We start from the raw sequence: 23,359 nt of genomic DNA on the forward strand, positions 1-23,359 counted from the left end.
GCCGCCCCGCAGCGGGGCATCATCCCGGCAGCCGGCGGCTGGATGCGACGTCAGAACAGGCTCTGAACGCCGCGCGCGGCGCCCGAGATGTCCTGACCCACGCCGTCGACCGTGGCGCAGCCTGTCAATGCGGTCAGCGCCGCGAGAATGATCAGTTTTTTCATTGCGTGGTCCTGTCAATCTTTGTCACTGCTTGGGCGCCGCGCCGGTTTCCCCGGTTCTCGGCAGGTCGTCATTGGCCATCCACCAGACTTCGGGCAGGAACCCTACGCCGTCGCCATAGAGCGGCAAGTTATCCACAGGATACGTCAGGCGGGCATCATGGGCAATACGGCCCACTGAATACTGATGAATCGGGATGACGTAGCGGCCCGATATCAGCACCCGGTCCAGCGCGCGCACGGCGGAAACAAAATCCTCATGCGTCTTGGCGGCCAGCATGGCGTGAATCATACCCTCGGCGGCGGGGCTGTTCATGCCCATCAGGTTGCGGCTGCCGGGCTGGTCGGCGCCCTTGGCGCCCCAGTAGAAATACTGCTCGTTTCCCGGCGACAGCGACAGCGAGCGGCGCATGAAGGTCAGGTCGAAATCGTAATTCGCCTCGCGCACGGTGTATTGCGCCTTGTCCACGCTTTGAACCTGTAGCGTGATACCCAGCCGCTCCAGCGCGCGGGCGTAGATATCCATCATCGCGGTTGCCTGCTGCACCAGCGCGTCCTGTTGCAGAAGGACCGTCAGCACCAGCGGCTGGCCTTCGGCGTTCTTCAGAACGCCGTCCTGCACGGTCCAGCCAGCATCGGCCAGCAGATCCGCCGCCGCGCGGATATTGGCGCGGTTGCGTTTGGAACCGTCAGAGGCGGGCAGGGTGTAGCCCTCCAGCGTGCCGGGCAGAAGGGTGTCTGCATAGGGCGCCAGCAGGGCCTGCACGGCGCCCTGCGCGGGGCCGGGGCGCATGCCCAGTTCGGAATTGGAGTAATAGGACGTGATGCGCGGCTGGCGCCCGCCGGTCAACGTGTCGTTGATGTATTCGAAATTGAACGCGGCAATCAGCGCCTCGCGCACGCGCCAGTCGTCCAAGGGGGCGTGCCGGGTGTTCATCACGAAGCCCGAGATGCCCGACGGCTGTCCATTGGGGATTTCGCTGCGGATGATATCGCCGCGTTTGACTGCGGGCAGGCTGGCAAGCTCCTCCCACCGCTCGGCGTTGAATTCACGGATATAGCTGATCTCGCCGGCCTTGAACGCCTCTTTCATCACGGCGTCATCGCCGTAGAAATCGATGCGGATCTCGTCGAAGTTATTCGTGCCGCGCCGGAAGGGCAGATCGTTGCCCCAGTAGTCCGGGTTGCGGCGCAGGGTCACGCGGCGATCAAGCTGGTAGCTGTCCACGACATAGGGCGCGGTGCCGATGGGAATGTCGTCGATCGCGCCGTCCTCAAACACACGGTTCTCCCACTGGGATTTTTTTAGGATCGGACGCAGGCCTGCCAGCAGGGCCAGATCGCGGTCAGGGGGGCCATCATCGGTCTTGAAATCCAGCCGCACCTTGCCGGGGCCGGTCTGTTCGATCCGCGCGATGCGGGTCCAGAAATCGCGGTAGCGCAGATGGCCGCGTGTGCCCAAAGCCTCGAACGACCAGATCACATCCTCGGCGGTGACCGGGCTGCCGTCCGAGAACGCGGCCTTGGGGTTCAGCGTGAATTCCACCCATGTGCGGTTCTCATCCGTCTCGACGGTTTCGGCCAGAAGACCATAGAGCGTGAAAGGCTCGTCCCAGGACCGGCCCAGAAGCGATTCGTAGGCAAAGCTACGCAGTTGCCAAGGCGGGGTGCCCTTGGGCGCGAATGGGTTGAGCGAATCATAGCCGCCGACATTGCCGGTGGTTACGCGCCCGCCCTGCGACGCCTCGGGGTTGGCATAGGGCAGGGCAGTATAGCCGGGCGGCAGGGCCGGGGCGCCGTACATCGCGATACCGTGAACAGGCTGGGCCGCAGCGGGCTGAAATACCCCAATTCCAAGCAAAACATAGGCCAAAGCGGCGATAATACGCCCATGGCGCTGGAAATTGACTGATCTCGTCATTGGGAGAATTCCTGATTGGCGTTGCGTCACTGGTCGCGAGGGTAGAGAGGGATTCATGCCTTTTCAAACTTTTAGCTTGGACGGGCGCGCGGGATTGTCTATAAGAGAGTCACTGCTCGATAGGTTTCTTGCCTGTATGAAACCTGCCTCAATAACTTAACGCCAGCTTCGCGCTGGCGTTTTTTTTTGGCCGGATGGCTTGGGGTTTAAAATGTGCCGCTCGGGCGCGGGTCGCGTGACATTTGCACATGCAGCAATATATGCTGCGATGCAATAACCGCCCGGCTGACAAATACCGGTTTCGGCTGTGGATCGCCCAAGGGTCTGGCGGAGCGTGGCCTGGGCGGTCTGAATTTGGGTATTTCTCCAAGAAAAAGCCGAAGGGGCAGGCATGGATATCAAACGAATCAATCTGGCGCTACAGGGCGGCGGCGCGCATGGCGCGTTTACTTGGGGTGTACTGGACCGCCTGCTGGAGGAGGACGCGTTGGAAGTGGCCGCGATTTCCGGCACATCCGCAGGCGCGCTGAACGGCGCGGCGCTAAAGGCGGGTTGGGTATCAGGTGGCCGGGAGGGCGCGCGCGAGAATCTGGACTGGCTCTGGGCGCAGATGGGTGCGGTGCATGATCTGCGCATGCCCGCGTGGATGGCTGCATCTGTGCCCGGCGCCGTGAGCGCGGCCATGGAGTACGCGATGCCGATGACGTTTGTCGACGCGGTGTCGCAAACCTTGTCGCCCTACGCCTACGGGCCGTTCTACAGCAATCCGCTGCGCCGCGTCGTCGAGCGGTTTGCCTATGACAAGATTTGCGCGGACAAAGCCCCGCTCCTGAGCGTGGGCGCAACGAATGTGCGCAACGGCAAGATCCGCATCTTTCAGGGGGACGAGATCGGCGCTGACGCGCTGTTGGCGTCGGCCTGCCTGCCGACGCTGTTTCAGGCGATCGAGATCGACGGTGAGGCATACTGGGACGGTGGCTATACCGGTAATCCGGCGCTGTTTCCGCTGTTCAAGGCGGATTTGCCTAGTGATATCGTAATCGTCAATATCAACCCGCTGGAGCGCCCGGATCTGCCATGCACTGCGCAGGAGATCGAGAACCGGATCAATGAGATCAGTTTTAACTCGTCTCTGCTGCGCGAACTGCGCGCGATCGGGTTCGTGCAGCGGCTTCTGGATGCCGGCACCGTGCCCGAGGGCGCTATGAAACGGCTGCATGTGCACATGATCGCAGATGACCGGCTGATGGCCGAGCTGTCGGTCATGACCAAGATGGTGCCGAACCCCTATCTGCTGAGTCGTCTGAAAGAGGCGGGGCGCATTGCGGCAGATCGTTTTCTGGCCGCACATTGGGACGATCTGGGCGTGCGCGGAAGCACCGATCTGTCCGAGATGTTCGGCTGATGCGTTTGCGTCAGACTTGCTTGGTGGGGTTTGCGAGCTTGGCCGGCATATCCTCGGGTTTGACCTGATTGGGGTAGACCAGCCCGGCCGAAATCACCAGTTTGGCGGCGTCTTCGACCGTCATGTCCAGCTCGATCACGTCTTCCTTGGGCAGGAACAACAGGAACCCCGATGTCGGGTTCGGCGTGGTGGGCAGGAACACACTGACCAGCGCGCCGCCCGTTTCGGTGCGGCTGGCGATTTCGCCCTTGGCCATGGTCGAGATAAAGCCGATGGCCCAGATCCCCTTGCGCGGGTACTGGATCAGGCAGGCAGTCTCAAAGCTGCGCTCGGTCTGGGCAAAGATCGTCTCGGCGATCTGCTTGACCCCCGAATAGATCGAGCGGACGACCGGCATCCGGTTGACCAGATTTTCACCAAAGCGGATCAGCGTGCGGCCGATCAGACCCTTGGCGATCGAGCCGATCAGAATGGTAAAGATGAGAAATACCACCACGCCGACGCCGCGCAGATTGATGCCGAGAAAATGCGCCGGAGTCAGATCATAGGGGATCAGCGGCAGCACCACCCCGTCGACCCAGCCGATCATTGTCCAGATCAGCCAGACGGTCAGCGCAACCGGCAGGATAACGACAAGTCCGGTCAGGAACCGGGCACGCAGCCGCGCGAAGATGCCGGTCCGCTGCGGCGGGGTGGGGTCTTCTTCGAAAAGTGTGCTCATGTCTGTGGTTGATCCCGGATCGTGCTGCGGCAATGTGTAGGGGCTATGCCCGTCGGCGGCAATGGTGCCTGCGCTGCATGTGGCTTTTATGTGCGGGGCCGGGGCTGCATTTGCAAGGCTTGCGCAATGGCGGCGGCCAGCCGCGCGTTCGCCCGGATCAGCGCGATGTTGGCGGTCAGTGTGCGCCCTTCGGTCGCCGCGTTCAGGTGGTTCAGCAGGTAGGGGGTGACGTTCTTGGCCGCGATGCCTGCCGCATGCGCCTTGGCTGCCGCGGCGGTGATGAGGGGCGCGAGGTCTGCGTAGGGGATTGCGTCCGCAGCGGGCACCGGGTTGCAGATCAACTGACCGCCCGGCAGGTCCAATGCGGCGCGCGCCGTGTGGGCCGCAGCGATGGCGCGCGCGTCGTCCATGCGCAGCGGCGCCGCAAAGGGCGAGGCGGGGGACCAGAAGGCCGGCAGCGCGTCCTGCCCGTAGGCGATGACCGGAACGCCCAGTGTCTCCAGCACTTCCAGTGTCTTGGGCAGGTCCAGAATGGCCTTGGGCCCGGCGCAGACCACCGTCACGCGGCTTTGTGCCAGCTGGTGCAGATCGGCGGATATGTCCCAGCTATGCTCGGCCCCCAAATGAACGCCGCCGATGCCGCCGGTCGCGAACACATCAATACCCGCGCGCGCGGCGGCGATCATGGTGGCGGCGACGGTCGTGCCGCCACTGGCGCCCGTTGCCATTGCCACGGCCAGATCCGCGCGGCTGAGCTTCATCGGGGCGGGCAGGGCGGCGAGCCGCTCCAGCTGCGCGCTCTCCAGCCCGATATGCAGCCGCCCGTCCAGAACGGCGATGGTGGCGGGAATGGCGCCGGCGCGGCGCACTTCATCCTCGACCGCGCTGGCGGTGTGCAGGTTTTCGGGGTAGGGCATGCCGTGGGTGATGATGGTGCTTTCCAGCGCGACCAGCGGCGCGCCTTCGGCCTTCGCTGTAGCGGTCTCGGCGGACCAGATCATGTCGCTCATGCGCGGCGCTCCCTTCGTTTTGCGCGATGGTGACGGGAGGCCGCGCGCGGCGCAAGGCCCCCTTGCGCACAGGGGCTGCAAGGTCTATAGGCGCAAGCACTAGAAATCCGCAGGCACGGGCGGGCCGTCCGGGGGAGACATCCCCGGCAGTCCACCGGTTGAGGCAAAACGCCTCTCATCCCGTGCCGAGGCGAAAACCGGAAAAGGAATACCAAATGGCTCTTCCCGAGTTCACTTTGCGTCAGTTGCTGGAAGCTGGCGTTCACTTTGGCCACCAGACGCAGCGCTGGAACCCCCGCATGGGCGAGTTCATCTATGGCGCGCGCAACGGCATCCACATCATGGACCTGACGCAGACCGTCCCGATGCTGGACGCCGCGCTGAACGTCGTGCGCGAAACAGTTGCCAAGAACGGTCGCGTGCTGTTCGTCGGCACCAAGCGTCAGGCCGCAGCGCCCATCGCCGAAGCCGCCGAGAAATGCGCGCAGTATTACATGAACCACCGCTGGCTGGGCGGCACGCTGACCAACTGGCAGACCGTGTCGAAATCGATCCACCGCCTGAAGGAAATCGACGAGGCGCTGGAATCGGGCGCCGAAGGCCTGACCAAGAAAGAGCGTCTGGGCATGGAGCGTGACCAGGGCAAGCTGCAGGCTTCCTTGGGCGGCATCCGCGAAATGGGCGGCGTTCCCGATCTGCTGTTCGTCATCGATGTCAAGAAAGAAGCGCTGGCGATCGCCGAGGCGAACAAGCTGGGTATCCCGGTCGTCGCCATCGTCGACACCAACTGCTCGCCCGACGGGATTGATTACATCATTCCCGGCAACGACGACGCGGCCCGCGCCATTTCGCTGTATTGCGATCTGGTCAGCCGCGCAGCGCTGGATGGCATGACAGCCCAGATGGGCGCGGCAGGCATCGATATTGGCGCGATGGAAGAGGCCCCCGTCGAGGAGGTCGCATCGACCGGCGTCGAGACCGGCAACATCTCGCACGAAGCCGTGCATGACGACAAGGCAACCAAAGATGCGCCGCTGGACATCAAGTCGAGCGAAGAAGTCTCGGACATGGCCGCCAAGGCCGGTCAGAACAGCTGATCCCAATACGGGTCGCATCTTACACACGCCCAGCGACGTGATCGCCGGGCGATACCGACAATATTAGGAGAGCCAAATGGCGATCACAGCTGCAATGGTAAAGGAACTGCGCGACACGACGGGCGCAGGCATGATGGACGCGAAAAAGGCGTTGACCGAAACGGATGGCGACATGGAAGCGGCAGTCGACTGGCTGCGCACCAAGGGGCTGGCCAAGGCGGCCAAGAAATCGGGCCGCACGGCTGCCGAGGGCCTTGTTGCCGTCAAGGTCGAGGGTGGTCGTGGCGTCGCTGTCGAGATCAACTCGGAAACAGACTTTGTTGCCAAGAATGCCGATTTTCAGGCCATGGTCGCATCTGTCGCGGACGAGGCTGTCAAGGTCGCTGACCTTGAGGCGCTGAAGTCGGCGGACATGGGCGGCAAGACCGTCGAAGAGACGATCACCGCCAAGGTCGCAACCATCGGCGAGAATATGAGCCTGCGCCGCATGGCATCGGTCGAGGGTGACACGGTCGTGTCTTATGTTCACAACGCCGCCACCGATGGCATGGGCAAGATCGGCGTGCTGGTCGCGCTGACCGGGGACGAGGCGTTCGGTCGCCAGATCGCCATGCACATCGCCGCGACGAACCCGACCGCCCTGAACGAGGCCGAACTGGACAGCGCCGTCGTCGAAAAGGAAAAGCAGGTTCAGATGGACATCGCCCGCGAAAGCGGCAAGCCCGAGCAGGTCATCGAAAAGATGATCGAGGGCCGCATGAAGAAATTCATGGCGGAAGCCACGCTGATGGGTCAGGCCTTCGTGATGAACCCGGACCTGACGGTCGAGGCCGCCGCCAAAGAGGCCGGCGCCGAGATCACCGGCTACGTGCGTCTGGAAGTGGGCGAAGGCATCGAGGTGGAGAAGGAAGACTTCGCCGCCGAGGTCGCCAAGGCCGCCAAGGGCTAATTCTGCCTTGCGAAGAATTCAAAGAGCGGGCCTTCTGGTCCGCTCTTTTTCGTTTTGGCGATGCGTTGAAATTGCCCGGTGCAGGCAGGCTTATTGCTGCGCCAGATGCGCGAGCAGCGCGTCCATCGCCAGCGGATAGCCCGCCGCGCCAAAGCCGCAGATCACCCCCAGCGCCACGCGGGCGATGTAGCTGACATGGCGAAAATCTTCGCGCGCGTGGATATTCGACAGATGCAGCTCAACCACCGGCAATTCCACCGACGAAATCGCATCCATCAGCGCGATGGATGTATGGGTGTAGGCGCCGGCGTTCAGAACAATACCATCATGCACGCCCTTTGCGTCGTGGATGGCATCAATCAGTATGCCCTCGCTGTTGCTTTGCATGAACGTGACATCGGCGCCGCGCGATGTACCATGGGCGCGGCACAGCGCCTCGATATCGGACAGGGTAACATGGCCGTAAACCTCGGGCTGGCGGGTGCCCAGCAGGTTCAGGTTCGGCCCGTTCAGGATCAGGATCGAGGTCATGGGGTGGCTCCTTTGGGATCGTTTTAGACCGGTCGCGCGCGCGCTGTCGAGGGACGGCGTTATTCGGCCGCTGGCCTGAGGCTGGACATGAGGTGGTGAAATTTCTCGCCCTGAACGGCGACATGGGCGCGCAGCAGATCTGCCGTGCCGGGCGCATCGCCGCTCTCCAATGCGGCAACGATGCCTTCATGCTCGGCCATGGACTGCGCCAACCGACCCCGCAGGCGTAGCTGCTGGCGGCGAAACGGGCGCAGGCGGCGATGTAGGCGCAGCGCCTCACCCCTTAGGAAGCTGTTACCGGATTGCGCATAGATGATTTGATGAAACCGTTCATTTTTAATATAATAGGCGTCGGTGTCTTGCGCGGTCACGGCGGCCAGGCATTCAGCATTGGCGCGGCGCAGATCGTCCAGCGCCGCATCGCTGATGCGCAGCGCGGCGAGGCGCCCGGCGGCGGCCTCGAGCTCGGCCATGACCTCGAACATCTCCATCAGCTCGACCGGGCCGGGCTGATGCACGAAGGCGCCGCGATGCGGGATCTGCGTGACCAGTCCCGACAATGTCAGCTTTTGCAGCGCCTCGCGAATGGGGGTGCGCGACACGCCGAACCGGTCGGCCAGCGCGTGTTCGTCCAGCCGGTCGCCATCGGCAAAGGTGCCGCCGAAGATCAGCTCTTCTATCTCGTCTGCGATCAGATCGGCGCGGCGCTTTTCCATGGGGCGAATATAGGCGGCAAGGGCGCGCATGCAAAGATCGAAGTTTTGTATACAAAGTGATTGACTCAAAAAAACCCTCGCGCCACGCTGCACGCCACGTTCCGGGTCAACCGGGCCATGAAACATCCTGGGAGGATATGATATGAAATCCATGCTCAAGGCCGCCGTCGCTGGCTCGGCCCTGCTCGCGATGGGCGCTGCCGCGTCCGCAACCGAACTGCGCCTGTCGCACCAATGGTCCAACAACGACGTGCGTCACAAGGTTGCCCAGATCGTCGCGGACGAGGTCGCGGCCGCCGATGTGGATCTGGAGATCAAGATCTTCGGTTCCAAATCCCTGTTCAAGCCGCGCGAACAGTACAAACCGCTCAGCCGGGGCCAGTTGGACATGACGGTTTTTCCGCTGTCCTACGCGGGCGGCCAGCAGCCAGCCTTTAACCTGACGCTGATGCCGGGGCTGGTGAAAAATCACGACCACGCCGCGCGCCTGAACGACAGCCCCTTCATGGACGCGATCGAGGCCAAGATGGCCGAGGATGACGTCATGACGCTGGTGCACGGCTATCTGGCCGGCGGATTTGCGGGCAAGGAAAAATGCATCACCAAGCCATCCGATGTCGAGGGTTTGCAGACCCGCGCCGCCGGCAAGGCGTTTGAGCAGATGCTGGCCGGCGCGGGCGCATCCATCGCGTCGATGTCCAGCGCGGATATCTACAACGCGATGCAGACCGGCGTTCTGAATGCCGCGAACACATCGTCCTCGTCCTTTGTCAGCTACCGCATTTACGAGCAGGTGGCCTGCTACACCCCCGCTGGCGAGGTCGCGCTGTGGTTCATGTATCAGCCCCTGCTGATGAACAAATCCAAGTTCGAAAGCCTGACACCCGAGCAGCAGCAGGCGCTGCTTGATGCGTCCGCCAAGGCCGAGGCGTTCTATCTGGAGGAAGCCAAGAAGGAAGACGCGGATTCGGTACAGGTGTTCCGCGATGCCGGCGTCGAGATCGCGACCATGACGCAGGAGGATTTCAACGCGTGGCGCGAGATCGCCAAGGAAACGTCCTACAAGAACTTTGTCGAGAACGTGCCGAATGGGCAGGAACTGCTGGACATGGCGTTATCGGTCGACTGATCGCCGCGGGGCAGGGGCGGTAGTTGCGCCCCTGCCACACCGAAACCCCGAGTGCGCGCTGCCCGATGGCACCGAATTACCAATTCGAACAGGAACCCGACATGGCCGGACAAGTGACCCACCGCGTCGCCAAGACAGGGGACAACCCCTTTCTGCGCGCAGTTGCCGCGATATCCACCGTTGCCGGCTGGATATCGGCGGCGATGATCGTCGTCGCGGTGGGGATCACCTGTCAGATGATCTTTGTGCGGGCAGTTCTGAACCACTCGACCATCTGGCAGACCGAAATGGTCGTCTACCTGATGATCGCCGCCACACTGATGGGGCTGCCCTATGTACAGCGCCTGCGCGGGCATGTGAATGTCGATCTGATCCCCATCGCGCTGCCGCCACGCGCGCGATTTTTCATGGCCTGTTTCACGCTCAGCGTCAGTGCAGCGATTGTCGCCGTGATGCTGTGGTACGGGTTCGATTACTGGTATTACGCGTGGGAGCGCGGCTGGCGGTCCGATACGATCTGGGGGGTGCGCCTGTGGATTCCCTACATGTCGCTGCCCATCGGCTTTGGCCTGTTGCTGCTGCAACTGATTGCGGATCTCGTCGCCCTGATCCTGCGGATCGACGCGCCTTTTGGTTTGGAGAATAGCTGATGGATCCACTGGTTCTGGGGGCGCTTGTCGCGTTTTGCACGATTGCAGTGCTGTTTTCAGGCGTGTCGGTGGCGCTGGGGCTGCTGATCGTGTCTGGCGGGTTTCTGGTGGTGTTCGACGGGATGCGAAGCCTCGAACTGATGCCCGAGATTTTCTTTGGCAAGCTGGACAGTTTTGCGCTGCTCAGCATCCCGATGTTCATCATCATGGGCGCGTCCATTGCGTCCACGCGGGCGGGTGCCGACCTTTACGAGGCGCTGGAGCGGTGGCTGACACGCATTCCCGGCGGTCTGGTGATTTCCAACCTCGGGGCCTGTGCGCTGTTTGCTGCCATGTCCGGATCCAGTCCCGCGACCTGCGCGGCAATCGGCAAGATGGGCATCCCCGAGATGCGCAAGCGGGGCTATCCCGACGGCGTCGCTGCGGGCAGCATCGCGGCGGGCGGGACGCTGGGCATCCTGATCCCGCCCTCGGTGACGATGATCGTCTATGGCATCGCGACCGAAACATCCATCGGGCGGCTTTTCCTGGCTGGTGTCATTCCTGGCCTGCTGCTGGTCGCACTGTTCATGGCATGGGCGCTTTTCTCGACATGGAAATCGGGTAACGCACAGGTGCTTACGGCCGGCAGCTATACGTGGAAGCAAAAATTGGAGATCCTGCCCCGCGTGATCCCGTTCCTGATCATCATCCTCGGTGTGCTCTATGCCATGTATGGCGGCATCGCGACCCCGTCCGAGACGGCGGCCGTCGGCGCGCTGCTTTGCGTTGTCATCGCCATGGTGATCTACAAACTCTGGAGCCCTGCGGGCCTGTGGCTGATCCTGCGCGACAGCACGAAGGAATCGGTGATGATCCTGTTCATCATCGCGGCGGCGGGCGTGTTTTCCTACATGCTCAGCAGTCTTTTCATCACGCAGAGCATTGCGGAGTGGATCGGTACGCTGGACGTCAACCGCTGGGTGCTGATGGGGGCGATCAACGTGTTCCTGCTGGTCGCCGGGTTCTTTTTGCCCCCCGTGGCGGTGATCCTGATGGCCGCGCCGATCCTGATGCCGATCATCACGATTGCGGGCTTTGACCCGATCTGGTTCGCCGTGGTGCTGACGATCAACATGGAAATCGGCCTGATCAGCCCGCCCGTTGGCCTGAATCTATACGTTATCAACGGCATCGCGCCCGACATTTCACTACGGACGATCCTGATGGGATCGCTGCCGTTTGTGGGCTGCATGGTGTTGGCGATCATCCTTCTGTGCCTGTTCCCCAGCCTCGCCACGTGGCTGCCCGATTACGTGATGGGAACAGCGGTATGACGGTCCTGTCCGATCTGCTGTCCGCCGTTTTCGAGCGGGGGCTGGGCGCCGCGCGCCTTGGCGACTGGAGCCGCCGTCCGGTCGAGGAACTGGCCGATGCGCTGATCACCACGCACGGCGAGACGTCGGGACATATGCTGGCCGAGCAGGTGCTGGCGCGATTCAAGGCGATGGATGACGCGACCAAGCTGGCGTTTTTTCAGCATCTGGCCGAGCGTATGAACGTCGACCCTGCCGCCACCCGCCGCGCGCTGAACGCCTATGAGGAGGCACCGTCGCGCGCCAGCTACCGCGCCTACCTGTCCGCCAGCGAGCCGCCCCGGCAGGAATTGATCCGCCGCCTCAACCAGATCGAGGGCGCCACCGGCGCGCTGGTGGAAATGCGCGCAGATCTGCTGCGTCTGGGGCGCGGGATGCCGGAACTGGAGGCGCTGGATCTGGATTTCGGGCATCTGTTCAGATCATGGTTCAATCGCGGGTTTCTGGTGCTGCGCCGCATCACCTGGCAAACCCCGGCGGATATCCTGGAAAAGATCATCGCCTACGAGGCCGTTCATGCCATCGACAGCTGGGACGATCTGCGCCGCCGCGTGCAGCCCGAGGACCGGCGCTGTTTTGCCTTTTTCCACCCGGCGATGCCGGACGAGCCACTGATCTTTGTCGAGGTGGCGCTGACGCGCGGCATACCGGGCGCAGTGCAGCCGCTGCTGACCGAAGGGCGCGAAGAACTGGAAGCGGGCTCTGCCGATACGGCGGTGTTTTATTCCATCTCGAACTGCCAGACCGGGCTGGCCGGCATTTCCTTTGGCAATTCTCTGATCAAGCAGGTGGCCGGCGATCTGGCCTCCGAACTGCCGGGCATCGCACGCTTTGTCACGCTGTCGCCCATTCCGGGCCTCATGGAATGGATACGGGAGGCTGATGTTAGCGCCTGGCAGGGGGATTTGTCCGCGCTTGCCGCGCATTACCTGCTGAATGCCAAGGATGGCAGAGGTGCCCCGCGCGATCCGGTGGCGCGGTTTCATCTGGGCAATGGCGCCATCGTTCATGCCTTGCACGAGGATGCCGATCTGTCGCCAAAGGGCCGCACGCAGTCTGGCGGTGTGATGGTGAATTACCTCTACGATCTGCGCCGCACGGCCGAGCAGCACGAGGCCTTTGCAACGGATGGCACCGTGGCCGCGTCGGCTGCCGTCAAAGCGCAGGCCTCCGCCGCCCAGACCATGCTGACCAGATGACGCTGAAAGGAGCCTGAGACATGGCAAACTCCCTTTATGACACGCTTTTCGGGCGCCATGCGGGCAACCCGGCACCGTTCCTGATCCTGCCGGATGGCAGCGAAGTCAGCTACGCTGCGTTTCTGGCGCAGGCCGCGCGCATTGCGGGGCATCTGGCCGCTTTGGGGCTGAAACCGGGTGACAGGCTGGCCGCGCAGGTGGCCAAATCGCCCGAGGCGCTGGCGCTTTATGCCGCCTGTGTGCAGGCTGGGGTGGTTTTCCTGCCGCTGAATACGGCTTATACGGCCAGCGAAGTCACTTATTTTGTTGAGAATTCCGGCGCCGCCTTGGTTGTGTGCGACAGCGCCGCCATTGACAGCCTGACGCCGGTCGCGGCTGGCTTGGGTGCGCAACTGGCCACGCTGGACGCCGATGGCACCGGCAGCCTGATGGCGGGCGCGGCGGGGCAGGGTGATACGTTTGCCACGGCAGATCGCAGCGGCGACGATCTGGCCGCGCTGCTCTATACATCCGGCACCACGGGCCGCTCGAAGGGCGCGATGCTGAGCCAGGAAAACCTGCTGAGCAATGCCGAGGTGCTGGTGCGCGAATGGCGCTTTACCGAATCCGACGTGCTGCTGCACGCGCTGCCGATCTTTCACACGCACGGCCTGTTCGTAGCGACCAATGTGACGTTGGCGACCGGCGGCGCGATGGTTTTCCTGCCGAAATTCGATGTTGATACGGTGCTGGCACAGCTACCACGCGCGACAACCATGATGGGGGTGCCGACTTTTTATACCCGCCTGCTGGACGATCCGCGCTTTGATGCGGCGGCGACGCGGCACATGCGGTTGTTCACGTCGGGCAGCGCGCCGCTGCTGGCGGAAACGCATGACCGGTTCAGCGCGCGCACAGGCCACGCGATTCTGGAGCGCTACGGCATGACCGAGACGAACATGAACACGTCGAACCCCTATGACGGCGCCCGCCGCGCCGGCACTGTGGGCTTTGCGCTGCCGGGGGTCGAGCTGAAGATCTGCGACCCGGCGACCGGCGCGGCGCTGCCACAGGGCGAGGTCGGCCAGATCGAAGTACGCGGCCCCAACGTGTTTCAAGGCTATTGGCAGATGCCGGAAAAGACGGCCGAAGAACTGCGCGCAGACGGGTTTTTCATCACCGGCGATCTGGGGCTGATCGACGACCAAGGTTATGTGCAGATTGTCGGGCGCGGCAAGGATCTGATCATTTCGGGCGGTTACAACATCTACCCAAAGGAGATCGAGCTGGTGCTGGACGACCAGCCCGGCGTGTTGGAAAGCGCCGTGATCGGCGTGCCGCATCCCGATTTCGGCGAAACGGTCGTGGGTGTTCTGGTGCCCGAGCCGGGCATGGCGCCCGACAAGGAAGCGATCATGACCGCCGCCGCCGCCGCGCTGGCACGGTTCAAGCATCCTCGCAAGCTGATCATCTTGGACGAATTGCCGCGCAACACTATGGGCAAGGTACAAAAGAACATCCTGCGTGATCGGTTCGGCGATCTGTTCACCACCCAATAGGTCCGCTTGCGCGCGGCGCCGCTTTGGGCAAAACTTGGGCGCAGGCGGCGCTGCTATCACCAGACGCGATAGCGGCATTCAATCTGGCTGCTTGCCCAAGTGGCACTGCCGGATGGACACTTGGCGACGCAAGCGGAGGACGCGACATGAGCAGACTGGCAGCATTCAACTTTGACAAGTGGATCGACGAGCACAAACATCTGCTGAAACCGCCCGTCGGCAACAAGAAGGTGTTCGAGGATTCCGACATGATGGTCACCGTCGTCGGCGGCCCGAACAAGCGCACCGATTACCATGATGATCCGGTCGAGGAATTCTTTTACCAGTTGAAGGGCGACATGCTGCTGAAGCTGAAAGACGGTGATGATTTCTACGATGTGGCGATCCGCGAGGGTGACGTATTCCTTCTGCCGGCGCATGTGCGCCACTCACCCCAGCGCCCACAGGAGGGCAGCATCGGTCTGGTGATCGAGCCGAAACGCCAGACAGGCGAGCTGGACGCGATCGAATGGTACTGCTTTGAGTGCAGCGCGCTGGTGCACCGCGCCGAGATGCAGCTGAAATCCATTGTGGACGATCTGCCGCCTGTCTATGAACGCTTCTATGCCTCGATCAAGGCGCGCACATGCCCGGCCTGCGCCGCCGTGCATCCGGGCAAGGAGCCGCCCGAGGGCTGGGTGAAACTCTAGCCGCGCGACGACATGATCAAGCGCCCCGCAAGATGGGCGCATGTACCAACCCGGAGGAGACCGATAACAATGACATATCTGACCAGACTGCCTGCCGCGATTACGGCTGCCACCTTGATGCTGACCGGTGTCGCGGGCGCACATGAGCTGCGCCTTGGCCTGATCACGCCGCCCTCGCATATCTGGACCAAGGCCGCCGAGGATTTCGGCGCCGATCTGGCCGCAGCGACCGATGGCGCGCATACCATTACCGTTTTTCCCGCCCAGCAACTCGGCAACGAAGCCGAGATGATGCAGCAACTGCAAACCGGCGCGCTGGACATGGCGTTTCTGACCGTCGCCGAAGTATCGAACCGGGTGCCCGATTTCGGTGCCTTCTACGCGCCGTTCCTGGCCAATGATATCGGCCATGCGGGCCGCATCCTGCAATCGGATCTGGCCGCGTCGATGCTGGAGGATCTGCCCGCCAAGGCCGGCGTCGTAGGCATCGGCTATGGCATGGCCGGCCTGCGCCAGATCGAGGCGAAGGGAAAGGTGGAAAGCGCCGCCGACCTCAAGGGCAAGAAGCTGCGGATCACGCCGTTCAAGCCGATCCTCGATTTCTACAACCTTCTGGGCGCCGCCCCTACGCCCATGCCGCTGCCTGCCGTCTATGACGCGCTGGCCAACGGACAGGTCAACGCCATCGACATGGATGCCGAAATGATCTGGAAGATGAAATATTACGAGCAGGCCGAAACGATCATCGTATCGAACCACATGATGTTCCCGATGGTTGGCCTCGTCTCGGCCAAGGTCTGGAAGGGCATGTCCGAAGACGATCGCGCGCTGATTTCCAAACTGATGAAGGCGCGGCTGGACGAGGTCGTCGCAACCTTTGTCGTCAAGGACAGCGAATGGCTGGAGCAGGTGCGCGATACCGGCGCGAACTTCATGGAGGTCGACGCCACCTTCTTTGGTGACGTCCCCGCCCAGTGGGACGAGATCTGGTCCGAGCAGTCGGCGGTTCTGGGTCAGATGCGCGAAGCGGCGGCCGCTTCGGCAGAGTAAGCCGGGACGGGCTTGATTTAACTGGCCGCCCGAATGACGGGCGGCCAGATTGCATTGCGGGGGCAGGGTGCTGCATCGGATTTCAAAGGCTTGGGCGCGCGCCGAAATGGCCGCTGCCGCCGCGCTGGCCGTGGCGATCACCGGTCTGGTGCTGCTGAACGTGGTCACGCGCGCGTTGAGCGCGTCGATCTTCTGGGTGGACGAGGCGGCGATCATGTCGATGACGTGGATGACGTTTCTGGCCGCCTCCGCCGCCGTGCATTTTGGCCATTCGGTCAGTGTAACGCTTTTTACCGACATGCTGCCGGGCAGCGCGGCGCGTGTGGCGCAGCGGGCGGTGGATGGGATCGTCCTGATCTTTGCGCTGCTGATGCTGTGGCTCTGCTGGCGTTGGTTTTTGCCGCTGGATCTGCTGCGCGCGGGGTTTGATACGGGTGCCTTTCAGGGCGAGACATTCAATTTCATCTACGCCGAGCCAACGCTGACGCTGGACATCCGCAAATTCTGGCTCTGGCTGGTCATGCCCATTTTTGCGCTTGGCATGACCTTGCACGGCGTTGCCAACCTGACGCGGCCATGGCCGCCCGAACGGATCACCCCGTGACGGCGGCGCTGTTCCTTGTGCTGCTGTTCGGCGCGGTGCCGATTTCCATCGTGCTTGCGATGACCGCGCTCAGCTATATCTGGCAGAGCGACAATTCGGTGCTGTTTGACAGTTTCGCGCAGCAGATGTTTGCCGGCACCGAAAACTACGGCCTGCTGGCAATCCCGCTGTTCATGCTGACGGGCGAGCTGATGAACGAGGGCGGCATGACCAAGCGACTGGTGAACGCCGCGCGCGTTCTGGTCGGCGGATTTCGCGGCGGGTTGGTCTGGATCAACCTGTTGGCCAATATGTTCATGGCGGCGATCATCGGCTCAGCCGTCAGCCAGATCGCGGTGATGAGCCGCGCGATGGTCCCGGCGATGGAGCAGGAGGGGTATGACCGCGGTTTTGCCGCTGCCACTACGGCGGCGGGGGGATTGCTGGCGCCGGTCATTCCGCCGTCGATGCTGTTCGTGATCTACGGCGTTCTGGCGCAGGTCCCCATAGGCGACATGTTTCTGGCCGGCATCATTCCCGGGCTGATGATGGCGGCCAGTTTCTGTGTCGTCGTCACGCTGATCGGCCTCGCGGCCCGGTTCCCCAAGGGCGAATGGATGAGCGCGGCAGACGCGATGCGCGCGGTTCTCGCTGCGCTGCCGGCAACGCTGATCCCGGTGGCAATCATCGGCGGCATCGTCCTGGGCATTGCCACCCCAACCGAAAGCGCCGCCGTTGCATCGCTGATCGCGTTTTTGCTGGGCTGGCTGGTCTATGGCGAATTGCGGCCCTTGCACCTCTATGCCCTGTTCCGGCGCACGGCGCAGAACGCGTCGATGGTGATTTTCATGGTCGCCGCCGCCAATGTCTTTGGCTGGGTCGTCATTTACGAGGCGATCCCCCAGACGCTGGCCGCGCTGATCACGTCCTTCACGTCCGATCCGTTCGTGTTCCTGCTGATCGTGATGGGCGCGCTTTTGCTGGTGGGCATGTTGATCGACGGGATCGCGGCGTTGATTTTGGTGACGCCGATCCTACTGCCTATCGCGACCGGTGATTACGGCATCAGCCCGTTCCAGTTCGGCGTCGTGATCAGCATCAACCTCGCGTTGGGGCTGTTGACGCCGCCTGTTGGCGTGGGCCTTTATATCGCTGCCTCGATGAGCGGCGTAAAGCCGGCGGCAATCTTTGCCGCGCTCTGGCCGTTCCTTCTGGCTGTGGTGCTGGTGCTGCTGGCGCTGTGCTATTTCCCGGCGTTGTCGCTGGCGTTGATCGACTGATCCGCAACGTCGCGCAGTGCCTCCAGCAGCGCGGCAGCAGCAGGCGGCAGCGACGTGCTGCTGCGAAAGGACGCGCCGACCGGTCCATCGCCAAAGGGCAGGGGCAATGGCAGTTCGACCAATGCGTCACCTTCGGCGATACCAGCGGCCTCGGCCGGCATGGCGCAGATCATGTCGCTGCTCGCAAGCAAACCCCGGTTGGTGACGAAGCTGACCGATTCAACCATTACCGGCGGCACATACTGACCCTTTGTGACGAAATACTGGTCGATCTGTCGACGCAACGTCGTGTCGGGCGGGGGCAGGACCCAGCCATACGGGCGCAGTGCGTCGAATGTCAGCGCATCCTTGCCCCGCAAGGGATGGCCTGCGCGCACCACCAGCGCAACGCGGCCTTGTCCCAGCGGCATCTGCGTCAGGTCGGCGCGGTGGCGCAGCACCGGCAGACGCCCGACGACCAGATCCAGTTCACCCGCGCGCAGACGGGGCATCAGCACCTCGTTCGTGCCCTCAATCACGCGGATTGCAAGGTGCGGGCGTTGCGCCAGAACCTGCCCTATGGCCAGCGGTAGCAACTGCGCCGAGGCAGCCAGAAGAGTGCCCACAACGATGCGCCCGGCATTGCCGCCGGCGATATCCTCCAGTTCCTGCGCGGTCGTACCGATCTGCGAGAATATCAGCTGCCCGCCCCGGATCAGCGCGTCGCCCGCCGGCGTGGGAATGACCCCGCGATTGGTGCGCTCGAACAGCAGCACGTCGAAATCGATTTCCAGATCCTTGATCACCTTGGTCGCGGAGGGCTGCGACAAGTTCAATTCGCGCGCCGCATGCAGGATGCTGCGGTGTCGCCCGACGGCGATCAGCAGGCGCAATTGCTTCAGCTTTAGCCGGTTGATGACGCGGTTGGTGATCTGCGCGTGTCCCTGCATGGCCTAGAACCGCATCCAGGCGGCGCCATTGCGCGCCGCGCGCACGGCGCTCATCGCGGCGAGGGCCGAGGATTTGGGATTGTCCGGCAGGGCATTGCCCGAAATGGTGAAATCAAAGCTGCCAAAAGCGCCGCGCGCCTCGATCCGGTGGGTGTTCTGCGTGGCGCCGGGATCCGCGATCAGCTGCACCTCGGTCGCGTCGAACCCGATGCCGGCCAGGGCCACGGCGGCGGCGACATTGGCGTTCTTGGGATAGGCCAGCGCGGCGGCGCGCGCGGTGCCGGTAAAGTGCGTGGCGGGCGCGGTCAGCGTGGCAAGGTCCAGCGCCTCTTCGGCAGGTGATCCGGCCCAGCCATGGGGCGGCTTGATCCCGATGTATCGTACGTGCTCCAGCCCGCCGACCGCCGCCGCCGACAGCGCATCCAGCGCGCCGATGGCGCCCGAGGCAAGGCGCAGCGTGCCCCCGCCGACGCGCGCGGCGTCTTTCATCTGCGCCACCAACACTGGGTCCGCCAGCGCACCCAGCGATAACGTGACCACCTCGCAGCCCGCGCCCAGCAGCGTCGCGCCATGTGCGGTCAATCCAGCATGCCCGGCGCAATCAATCACCACATCCGCGCAGGTGGCCATGACGGTGGCGTTTGCCACCACTTCGGCCCCAATGGCAATGCGCGCCACCTCCTCGCGCCCCGGCCTTGCCAGCACCGCAGTGATCGGCGTGCCATCTTCGGCCAACGCCTGCGCGATATAGCGCGCGATTGCGCCCTGTCCGATGATGCCGATTGCGCTCATGTGTGCCTCCTGCGTTGGGTGTTCCCCGGTTTTAGCAGGCTCAACCCCGTTGGCTATCAGTTTTCGTGATACCCGGCGGACAGCACGGTATTTGCAGCCCGCGCCGCGTCGGCGCATCATGGGGCATGCTCTCTGGCAAAGGCCCGCAGCCCCCATGACGACAGATTTTCGTCCCCATCACAGCCAGGCGTTGCTGCGCGGTGCCGGGCAGTATTGCGACGATATCGCACTGCCCGGTGCGCTGCGCGCGATATTTCTGCGCAGCGATGTGGCGGCGGGCAGGATCGCAGCGCTGGATGTCAGTGAGGTGCGCGCCATGCCCGGCGTGCATGCGGTGCATGTCGGCGCGGACGTGGCAGATCTGGGCGCGCTGCCGGTGAACGAGGTGCTCCCGCTGGAGCAGGCCACCCCGTTTCCCATTCTCGCGCAGGGCCGGGTGCATGCCGTGGGCCAACCCGTCGCCGCCATCCTCGCCAGCAGCCGCGCCGAAGGCCAAGACGCTGCCGAGGCGATCTGGCTGGACATCGCCGCCACCGAAATGCCCGAACCCCGGCACATCGCCGGGCGCGACTGGACTGCGGGCGATGCGCCCGCTGCTATGGCGCACGCCGCACATCGCGTCGAAGCGCAGGTGCATCATGCCCGCCTTGCACCGCTGTCACTGGAGCCGCGCTGCATCGCCGTGCGCCCGGAGCCGGACGGCACCGTCACGATCTGGCAGACCACCCAGACGCCGCATCGCACCCGCAGCCATCTGGCGGCGATCCTTGGAATCGACGCCGCGCGAATCCGCGTCATCGCGCCCGATGTGGGCGGCGCCTTTGGCATGAAAGCGTCGCTGTATCCTGAGGAAGTGTATTGCGTCTGGGCGGCGCTGACCTTGGGGGTGGCTGTGCGGTGGAGCGCATCGCGCAGCGAAGAGTTCCTGTCGGCGACACACGGCCGGGGTCTGACCACAATGGGGGTGCTTGGGGTGGATGGCACTGGTCGCTTTACCGCGTTGACCGCCGAGGTGACAGCGCCGCTGGGCCATTGGCTGCCCAACAGCGCGCTGATTCCGGCCTGGAACGCCGCGCGCGTGCTGCCGGGGCCTTATGGCATCGAGACGGTGCAGATCAAAACGGCTGCCGTCCAGGAAAACCGCGCGCCGACCGGCATCTACCGTGGGGCAGGGCGCCCCGAGGCGGCGCTGCTGCTGGAACGTCTGGTCGACAAGGCCGCACGCGGCACCGGGATCGATCCGTTCGAGATACGTCTGCGTAATCTGCCCCCCAAGGACGCACTGCCGCATATGACGGCGACCGGTCAGATGCTCGATAGCGGCGATTACGCGGGGGCGCTGCATCTGCTGCGCCGGGTATCGCGATACGACGCGCGGGCCGCCGACATGAGCCGTCGGCGTGCGGCTGGCGAGCTTGCGGGGCTGGGCGTCGCGTTGTTCTTGGAGCCGTCAGGCGAGGGTTGGGAATCGGCACGGGTCACGTGGCACGCCAATGGCCGGGTTGAGGTCGACAGCGGCTCTTCGGCGCAGGGACAGGTGCGCACGCGCAGCTATGCCGCCATTGCGGCGCGAGTGCTGGGAACCGCGCCCGAGGATGTAGCTGTGCGCTATGGCGACACGAAAACCTGTCCCGAGGGAATCGGCGCCGTTGCGTCGCGCAGCACGCCCATCGGTGGCAGCGCGGTACACGAGGCCTGCAGCGCCCTGCGCGCCGCGCGCGGTGCGGGTGAAAACCTTCCGCTGAGTGCAGAGATACGCTTTGAAACCAAAGGGCAGGCGTGGGGATATGGCGCCTATCTGGTACAGCTCGCCATTGACCGAGATACCGGAAAGGCCACCGTCGAGGCTGCGATCTGCGTTGACGACGCGGGCAATATGATAGACGCGCAGGCGGTCGCAGACCAGATTGTCGGCGGCTTTGCCCAAGGCATGGGCGAGGCGTTGATGGAGGCGCTCCACTATGACGAGGACGGCCAGTTGCTGACCGCGTCCTTGATGGATTACGCCGTGCCGCGCGCAGATGACATGCCGACGCTGCTACTTTACGAAATGCAAACGCCCTCGCCTATGAACCCGCTGGGCGCCAAGGGCGTGGGCGAGGCGGGTACGATCGGTGCACCGGCTGCGATACTGAACGCCGCGATCGACGCGCTGGCGCCGCTGGGGGTGACTGATCTGCAAATGCCGCTCAGCCCTGCTCGACTGTGGCAGGCGATAAACGAGACCGGCAAGGGAAGGGACGAGACATGAAGTACAGCAAGTTCGATGCCAAGGAACATGCGCGCGCAAATATGCGCGGCATCTGGGCTGCAGCGCTGAACCCGTTTCACGCCAGCGGCGCCTTTGACGAGGCCGGGTTAAGGCAGAATATCAGACATTGGGTGGATGATCTTGATATCAAAGGTCTTTTTATTGCCGGAAAGCAAGGAGAGTTCTTCTCCATGTCGCTGGAAGAACGTAAACGCAACTTTGAAATCGCAGTTGAGGAATGTGACGGGCGCGCGGGCACGATCATGTCCGCGTCGGATCAGAATTTCGATACCGTATTGGAACTGGCCCGCCACGCGCAGGACTGCGGCGCCGATTACATCGTCGTGCATGCACCCATGCTGCACTTCGTCAGTAACCCAGATGAGATTGTCTATCAGTATTACAAGGCGATTTGCGATGCGGTGGATATCGGCATCGCGATGTGGAGCCATCCTGACAGCGGCTATCTGATGTCACCCGAGCTATGCGCGCGCATCGCGGATCTGCCCAATATCGTGGCCATCAAATATTCCGTCCCGCGTGAGATGTATGTGCGGCTGAGCCAGATGGTCGGAGACAAAATCCATGTCTCGACCGCATCCGAGGTCGAATGGCTGGACAATATCGAGCAGTTGAACTGGAAGCTCTATCTGTGCTCGTCGCCGCCGTATCAGCTGCAGTCCAAGGTGGACCGCCGCATGAATGACTATACGCGGCTGGCCTTTGCCGGTCGGTTCGACGAGGCGCGACAGATTTCGCGCAGCCTGGACCCGGTGCGTGACGCGATCCGGCGCACCAAACCCGCGGACAAGCCGCAGGCGCATGGTAAATACTGGCAAGAACTGCTCGGTCAGGTCGGCGGCGGGGTCCGTTTTCCGATGCTGGAGCTGACAGATGTCGAAAAGGCAGCGGTCCGCGCGGAGTTCGAGGCATGTGGTCTGGAAGTTTGAATGAATGCGCAGGGATGCAGCATTTTTGTATACCTTGATATCAATAGGTTGGTGGTGAGTGTTTAGACTTAAACATTAGTCGATATTATTACATAATACTGATTATGAGCCAACCTCTCAACCTAAGAACCGGTTGTCGGAACTCGTTAATAATGAGACTGAATAAATGAGACTCAACTCATCTAAGTTTCAATAACATAGGTTTTTCGGTCTATCGCCGCGAAAATTGCATTATTGACCTCAGAGGTGGCAGCAGCGTGCCCTGCCCGAACGGCCCTGAGCTGCCGTTCACCAATAGCGCCGATGCGGCGCTGCAGCTTACGCACTGCGGCCATTCGTGCATCGTGCAGCATTGATGTTGGTCGAATGTCCCGCACGTTGGTGGTCAGGATGAGCAGGAAAAACACTATTATCAAATTTCCCTATTTGGACCCACAGGCGCTGATGTCAGGC

Annotated in this window: 23 protein-coding genes; 14 read left to right on the forward strand and 9 right to left on the reverse strand. The window is 63.0% G+C overall.

The annotated features are described in order from the left end of the window. Window positions 1–50: 50 nt before the first annotated feature. Together FGD77_RS15070 and FGD77_RS15075 are read right to left on the reverse strand one after the other, a co-directional pair. Complete coding sequence (locus tag FGD77_RS15070) at window positions 51–164, reverse strand: entericidin EcnA/B family protein (RefSeq protein ID WP_255010974.1); 114 nt, start codon at window positions 162–164, stop codon at window positions 51–53. A gap of 22 nt (window positions 165–186) precedes the next feature. Further along, window positions 187–1,965 (reverse strand): extracellular solute-binding protein, encoded by a 1,779-nt coding sequence (locus tag FGD77_RS15075; protein WP_255014249.1) that lies wholly within the window; start codon window positions 1,963–1,965, stop codon window positions 187–189. 508 nt (window positions 1,966–2,473) lie between these two features. On the opposite strand from FGD77_RS15075, the gene FGD77_RS15080 reads away from it, so the two are divergent. Further along, window positions 2,474–3,487: a patatin-like phospholipase family protein gene (locus FGD77_RS15080; RefSeq protein ID WP_255010975.1), complete on the forward strand. Its 1,014-nt coding sequence runs from the start codon at window positions 2,474–2,476 to the stop codon at window positions 3,485–3,487. A gap of 10 nt (window positions 3,488–3,497) precedes the next feature. On the opposite strand, the gene FGD77_RS15085 is transcribed toward FGD77_RS15080, so the two are convergent. Continuing rightward, entirely contained in the window at window positions 3,498–4,208 is a 711-nt protein-coding gene (locus FGD77_RS15085) for a DUF502 domain-containing protein (protein WP_255010976.1), read from the reverse strand. Window positions 4,209–4,294: 86 nt separating this feature from the next. After that, a complete protein-coding gene (locus tag FGD77_RS15090) occupies window positions 4,295–5,218 on the reverse strand; it encodes a pseudouridine-5'-phosphate glycosidase (protein WP_255010977.1) in 924 nt (307 codons plus the stop codon). A gap of 215 nt (window positions 5,219–5,433) precedes the next feature. Here FGD77_RS15090 and rpsB point away from each other — a divergent pair, with 215 nt between their 5' ends. Both rpsB and tsf read left to right on the forward strand, forming a co-directional pair. Further along, window positions 5,434–6,315, forward strand: a complete 882-nt coding sequence (gene rpsB / locus FGD77_RS15095) for a 30S ribosomal protein S2 (protein ID WP_255010978.1) — start codon at window positions 5,434–5,436, stop codon at window positions 6,313–6,315. Window positions 6,316–6,391: 76 nt separating this feature from the next. Beyond that, window positions 6,392–7,264: a translation elongation factor Ts gene (gene tsf, locus FGD77_RS15100; RefSeq protein ID WP_255010979.1), complete on the forward strand. Its 873-nt coding sequence runs from the start codon at window positions 6,392–6,394 to the stop codon at window positions 7,262–7,264. 90 nt (window positions 7,265–7,354) lie between these two features. On the opposite strand, the gene aroQ is transcribed toward tsf, so the two are convergent. After that, window positions 7,355–7,795, reverse strand: a complete 441-nt coding sequence (aroQ, locus tag FGD77_RS15105) for a type II 3-dehydroquinate dehydratase (protein ID WP_255010980.1) — start codon at window positions 7,793–7,795, stop codon at window positions 7,355–7,357. Between the two features lie 59 nt (window positions 7,796–7,854). Then, window positions 7,855–8,511, reverse strand: a complete 657-nt coding sequence (locus FGD77_RS15110) for a GntR family transcriptional regulator (protein ID WP_255014251.1) — start codon at window positions 8,509–8,511, stop codon at window positions 7,855–7,857. 142 nt (window positions 8,512–8,653) lie between these two features. Here FGD77_RS15110 and dctP point away from each other — a divergent pair, with 142 nt between their 5' ends. The 9 genes from dctP to FGD77_RS15155 all read left to right on the forward strand — a co-directional run bounded on the left by dctP (window position 8,654) and on the right by FGD77_RS15155 (window position 17,984). Then, a complete protein-coding gene (gene dctP / locus FGD77_RS15115) occupies window positions 8,654–9,640 on the forward strand; it encodes a TRAP transporter substrate-binding protein DctP (protein ID WP_255010981.1) in 987 nt (328 codons plus the stop codon). A 101-nt stretch (window positions 9,641–9,741) separates the two neighbouring features. Then, a complete protein-coding gene (locus tag FGD77_RS15120; RefSeq protein ID WP_255010982.1) occupies window positions 9,742–10,290 on the forward strand; it encodes a TRAP transporter small permease in 549 nt (182 codons plus the stop codon). Further along, a complete protein-coding gene (locus tag FGD77_RS15125) occupies window positions 10,290–11,606 on the forward strand; it encodes a TRAP transporter large permease (RefSeq protein WP_255010983.1) in 1,317 nt (438 codons plus the stop codon). Before FGD77_RS15120 ends, FGD77_RS15125 begins: the two co-directional genes overlap by 1 nt. Beyond that, entirely contained in the window at window positions 11,603–12,844 is a 1,242-nt protein-coding gene (locus FGD77_RS15130; protein ID WP_255010984.1) for a malonyl-CoA decarboxylase, read from the forward strand. The genes FGD77_RS15125 and FGD77_RS15130 overlap by 4 nt, the downstream gene beginning before the upstream one ends. Window positions 12,845–12,864: 20 nt before the next feature. Further along, window positions 12,865–14,382: a malonyl-CoA synthase gene (locus FGD77_RS15135; RefSeq protein ID WP_255010985.1), complete on the forward strand. Its 1,518-nt coding sequence runs from the start codon at window positions 12,865–12,867 to the stop codon at window positions 14,380–14,382. 146 nt (window positions 14,383–14,528) lie between these two features. Continuing rightward, window positions 14,529–15,071, forward strand: a complete 543-nt coding sequence (locus FGD77_RS15140) for a 3-hydroxyanthranilate 3,4-dioxygenase (protein ID WP_255010986.1) — start codon at window positions 14,529–14,531, stop codon at window positions 15,069–15,071. A gap of 117 nt (window positions 15,072–15,188) precedes the next feature. Continuing rightward, complete coding sequence (locus tag FGD77_RS15145) at window positions 15,189–16,121, forward strand: TRAP transporter substrate-binding protein (RefSeq protein ID WP_255014254.1); 933 nt, start codon at window positions 15,189–15,191, stop codon at window positions 16,119–16,121. Window positions 16,122–16,188: 67 nt separating this feature from the next. Then, window positions 16,189–16,725, forward strand: coding sequence for a TRAP transporter small permease subunit (locus FGD77_RS15150; protein ID WP_255010987.1), 537 nt, complete (start codon window positions 16,189–16,191; stop codon window positions 16,723–16,725). Next, on the forward strand, window positions 16,698–17,984 hold the full coding sequence (locus FGD77_RS15155; protein WP_255010988.1) for a TRAP transporter large permease: 1,287 nt from the start codon (window positions 16,698–16,700) through the stop codon (window positions 17,982–17,984). The genes FGD77_RS15150 and FGD77_RS15155 overlap by 28 nt, the downstream gene beginning before the upstream one ends. Here FGD77_RS15155 and FGD77_RS15160 read toward each other — a convergent pair. Together FGD77_RS15160 and FGD77_RS15165 are read right to left on the reverse strand one after the other, a co-directional pair. Further along, complete coding sequence (locus tag FGD77_RS15160) at window positions 17,948–18,913, reverse strand: LysR family transcriptional regulator (RefSeq protein ID WP_255010989.1); 966 nt, start codon at window positions 18,911–18,913, stop codon at window positions 17,948–17,950. The two genes, FGD77_RS15155 and FGD77_RS15160, sit on opposite strands and share 37 nt — an antisense overlap. Before the next feature lie 3 nt (window positions 18,914–18,916). Beyond that, window positions 18,917–19,705 carry an aspartate dehydrogenase gene (locus tag FGD77_RS15165; RefSeq protein ID WP_255010990.1) on the reverse strand — a complete coding sequence of 263 codons (789 nt, stop codon included), beginning with the start codon at window positions 19,703–19,705 and terminating at the stop codon, window positions 18,917–18,919. A gap of 154 nt (window positions 19,706–19,859) precedes the next feature. Here FGD77_RS15165 and FGD77_RS15170 point away from each other — a divergent pair, with 154 nt between their 5' ends. Together FGD77_RS15170 and FGD77_RS15175 are read left to right on the forward strand one after the other, a co-directional pair. Continuing rightward, window positions 19,860–21,956 (forward strand): xanthine dehydrogenase family protein molybdopterin-binding subunit, encoded by a 2,097-nt coding sequence (locus tag FGD77_RS15170; RefSeq protein ID WP_255010991.1) that lies wholly within the window; start codon window positions 19,860–19,862, stop codon window positions 21,954–21,956. Then, on the forward strand, window positions 21,953–22,906 hold the full coding sequence (locus tag FGD77_RS15175) for a dihydrodipicolinate synthase family protein (RefSeq protein ID WP_255010992.1): 954 nt from the start codon (window positions 21,953–21,955) through the stop codon (window positions 22,904–22,906). The genes FGD77_RS15170 and FGD77_RS15175 overlap by 4 nt, the downstream gene beginning before the upstream one ends. A gap of 182 nt (window positions 22,907–23,088) precedes the next feature. Here the strand turns inward: FGD77_RS15175 and FGD77_RS15180 are convergent, their stop codons facing one another. Continuing rightward, the gene (locus FGD77_RS15180; protein ID WP_255010993.1) at window positions 23,089–23,313 is read right to left on the reverse strand and encodes a hypothetical protein; all 225 of its coding nucleotides are present in this window, start codon (window positions 23,311–23,313) and stop codon (window positions 23,089–23,091) included. Window positions 23,314–23,359: the final 46 nt, after the last annotated feature.

It is taken from the genome of Roseovarius sp. M141 (assembly GCF_024355225.1).
Lineage (GTDB): Bacteria > Pseudomonadota > Alphaproteobacteria > Rhodobacterales > Rhodobacteraceae > Roseovarius.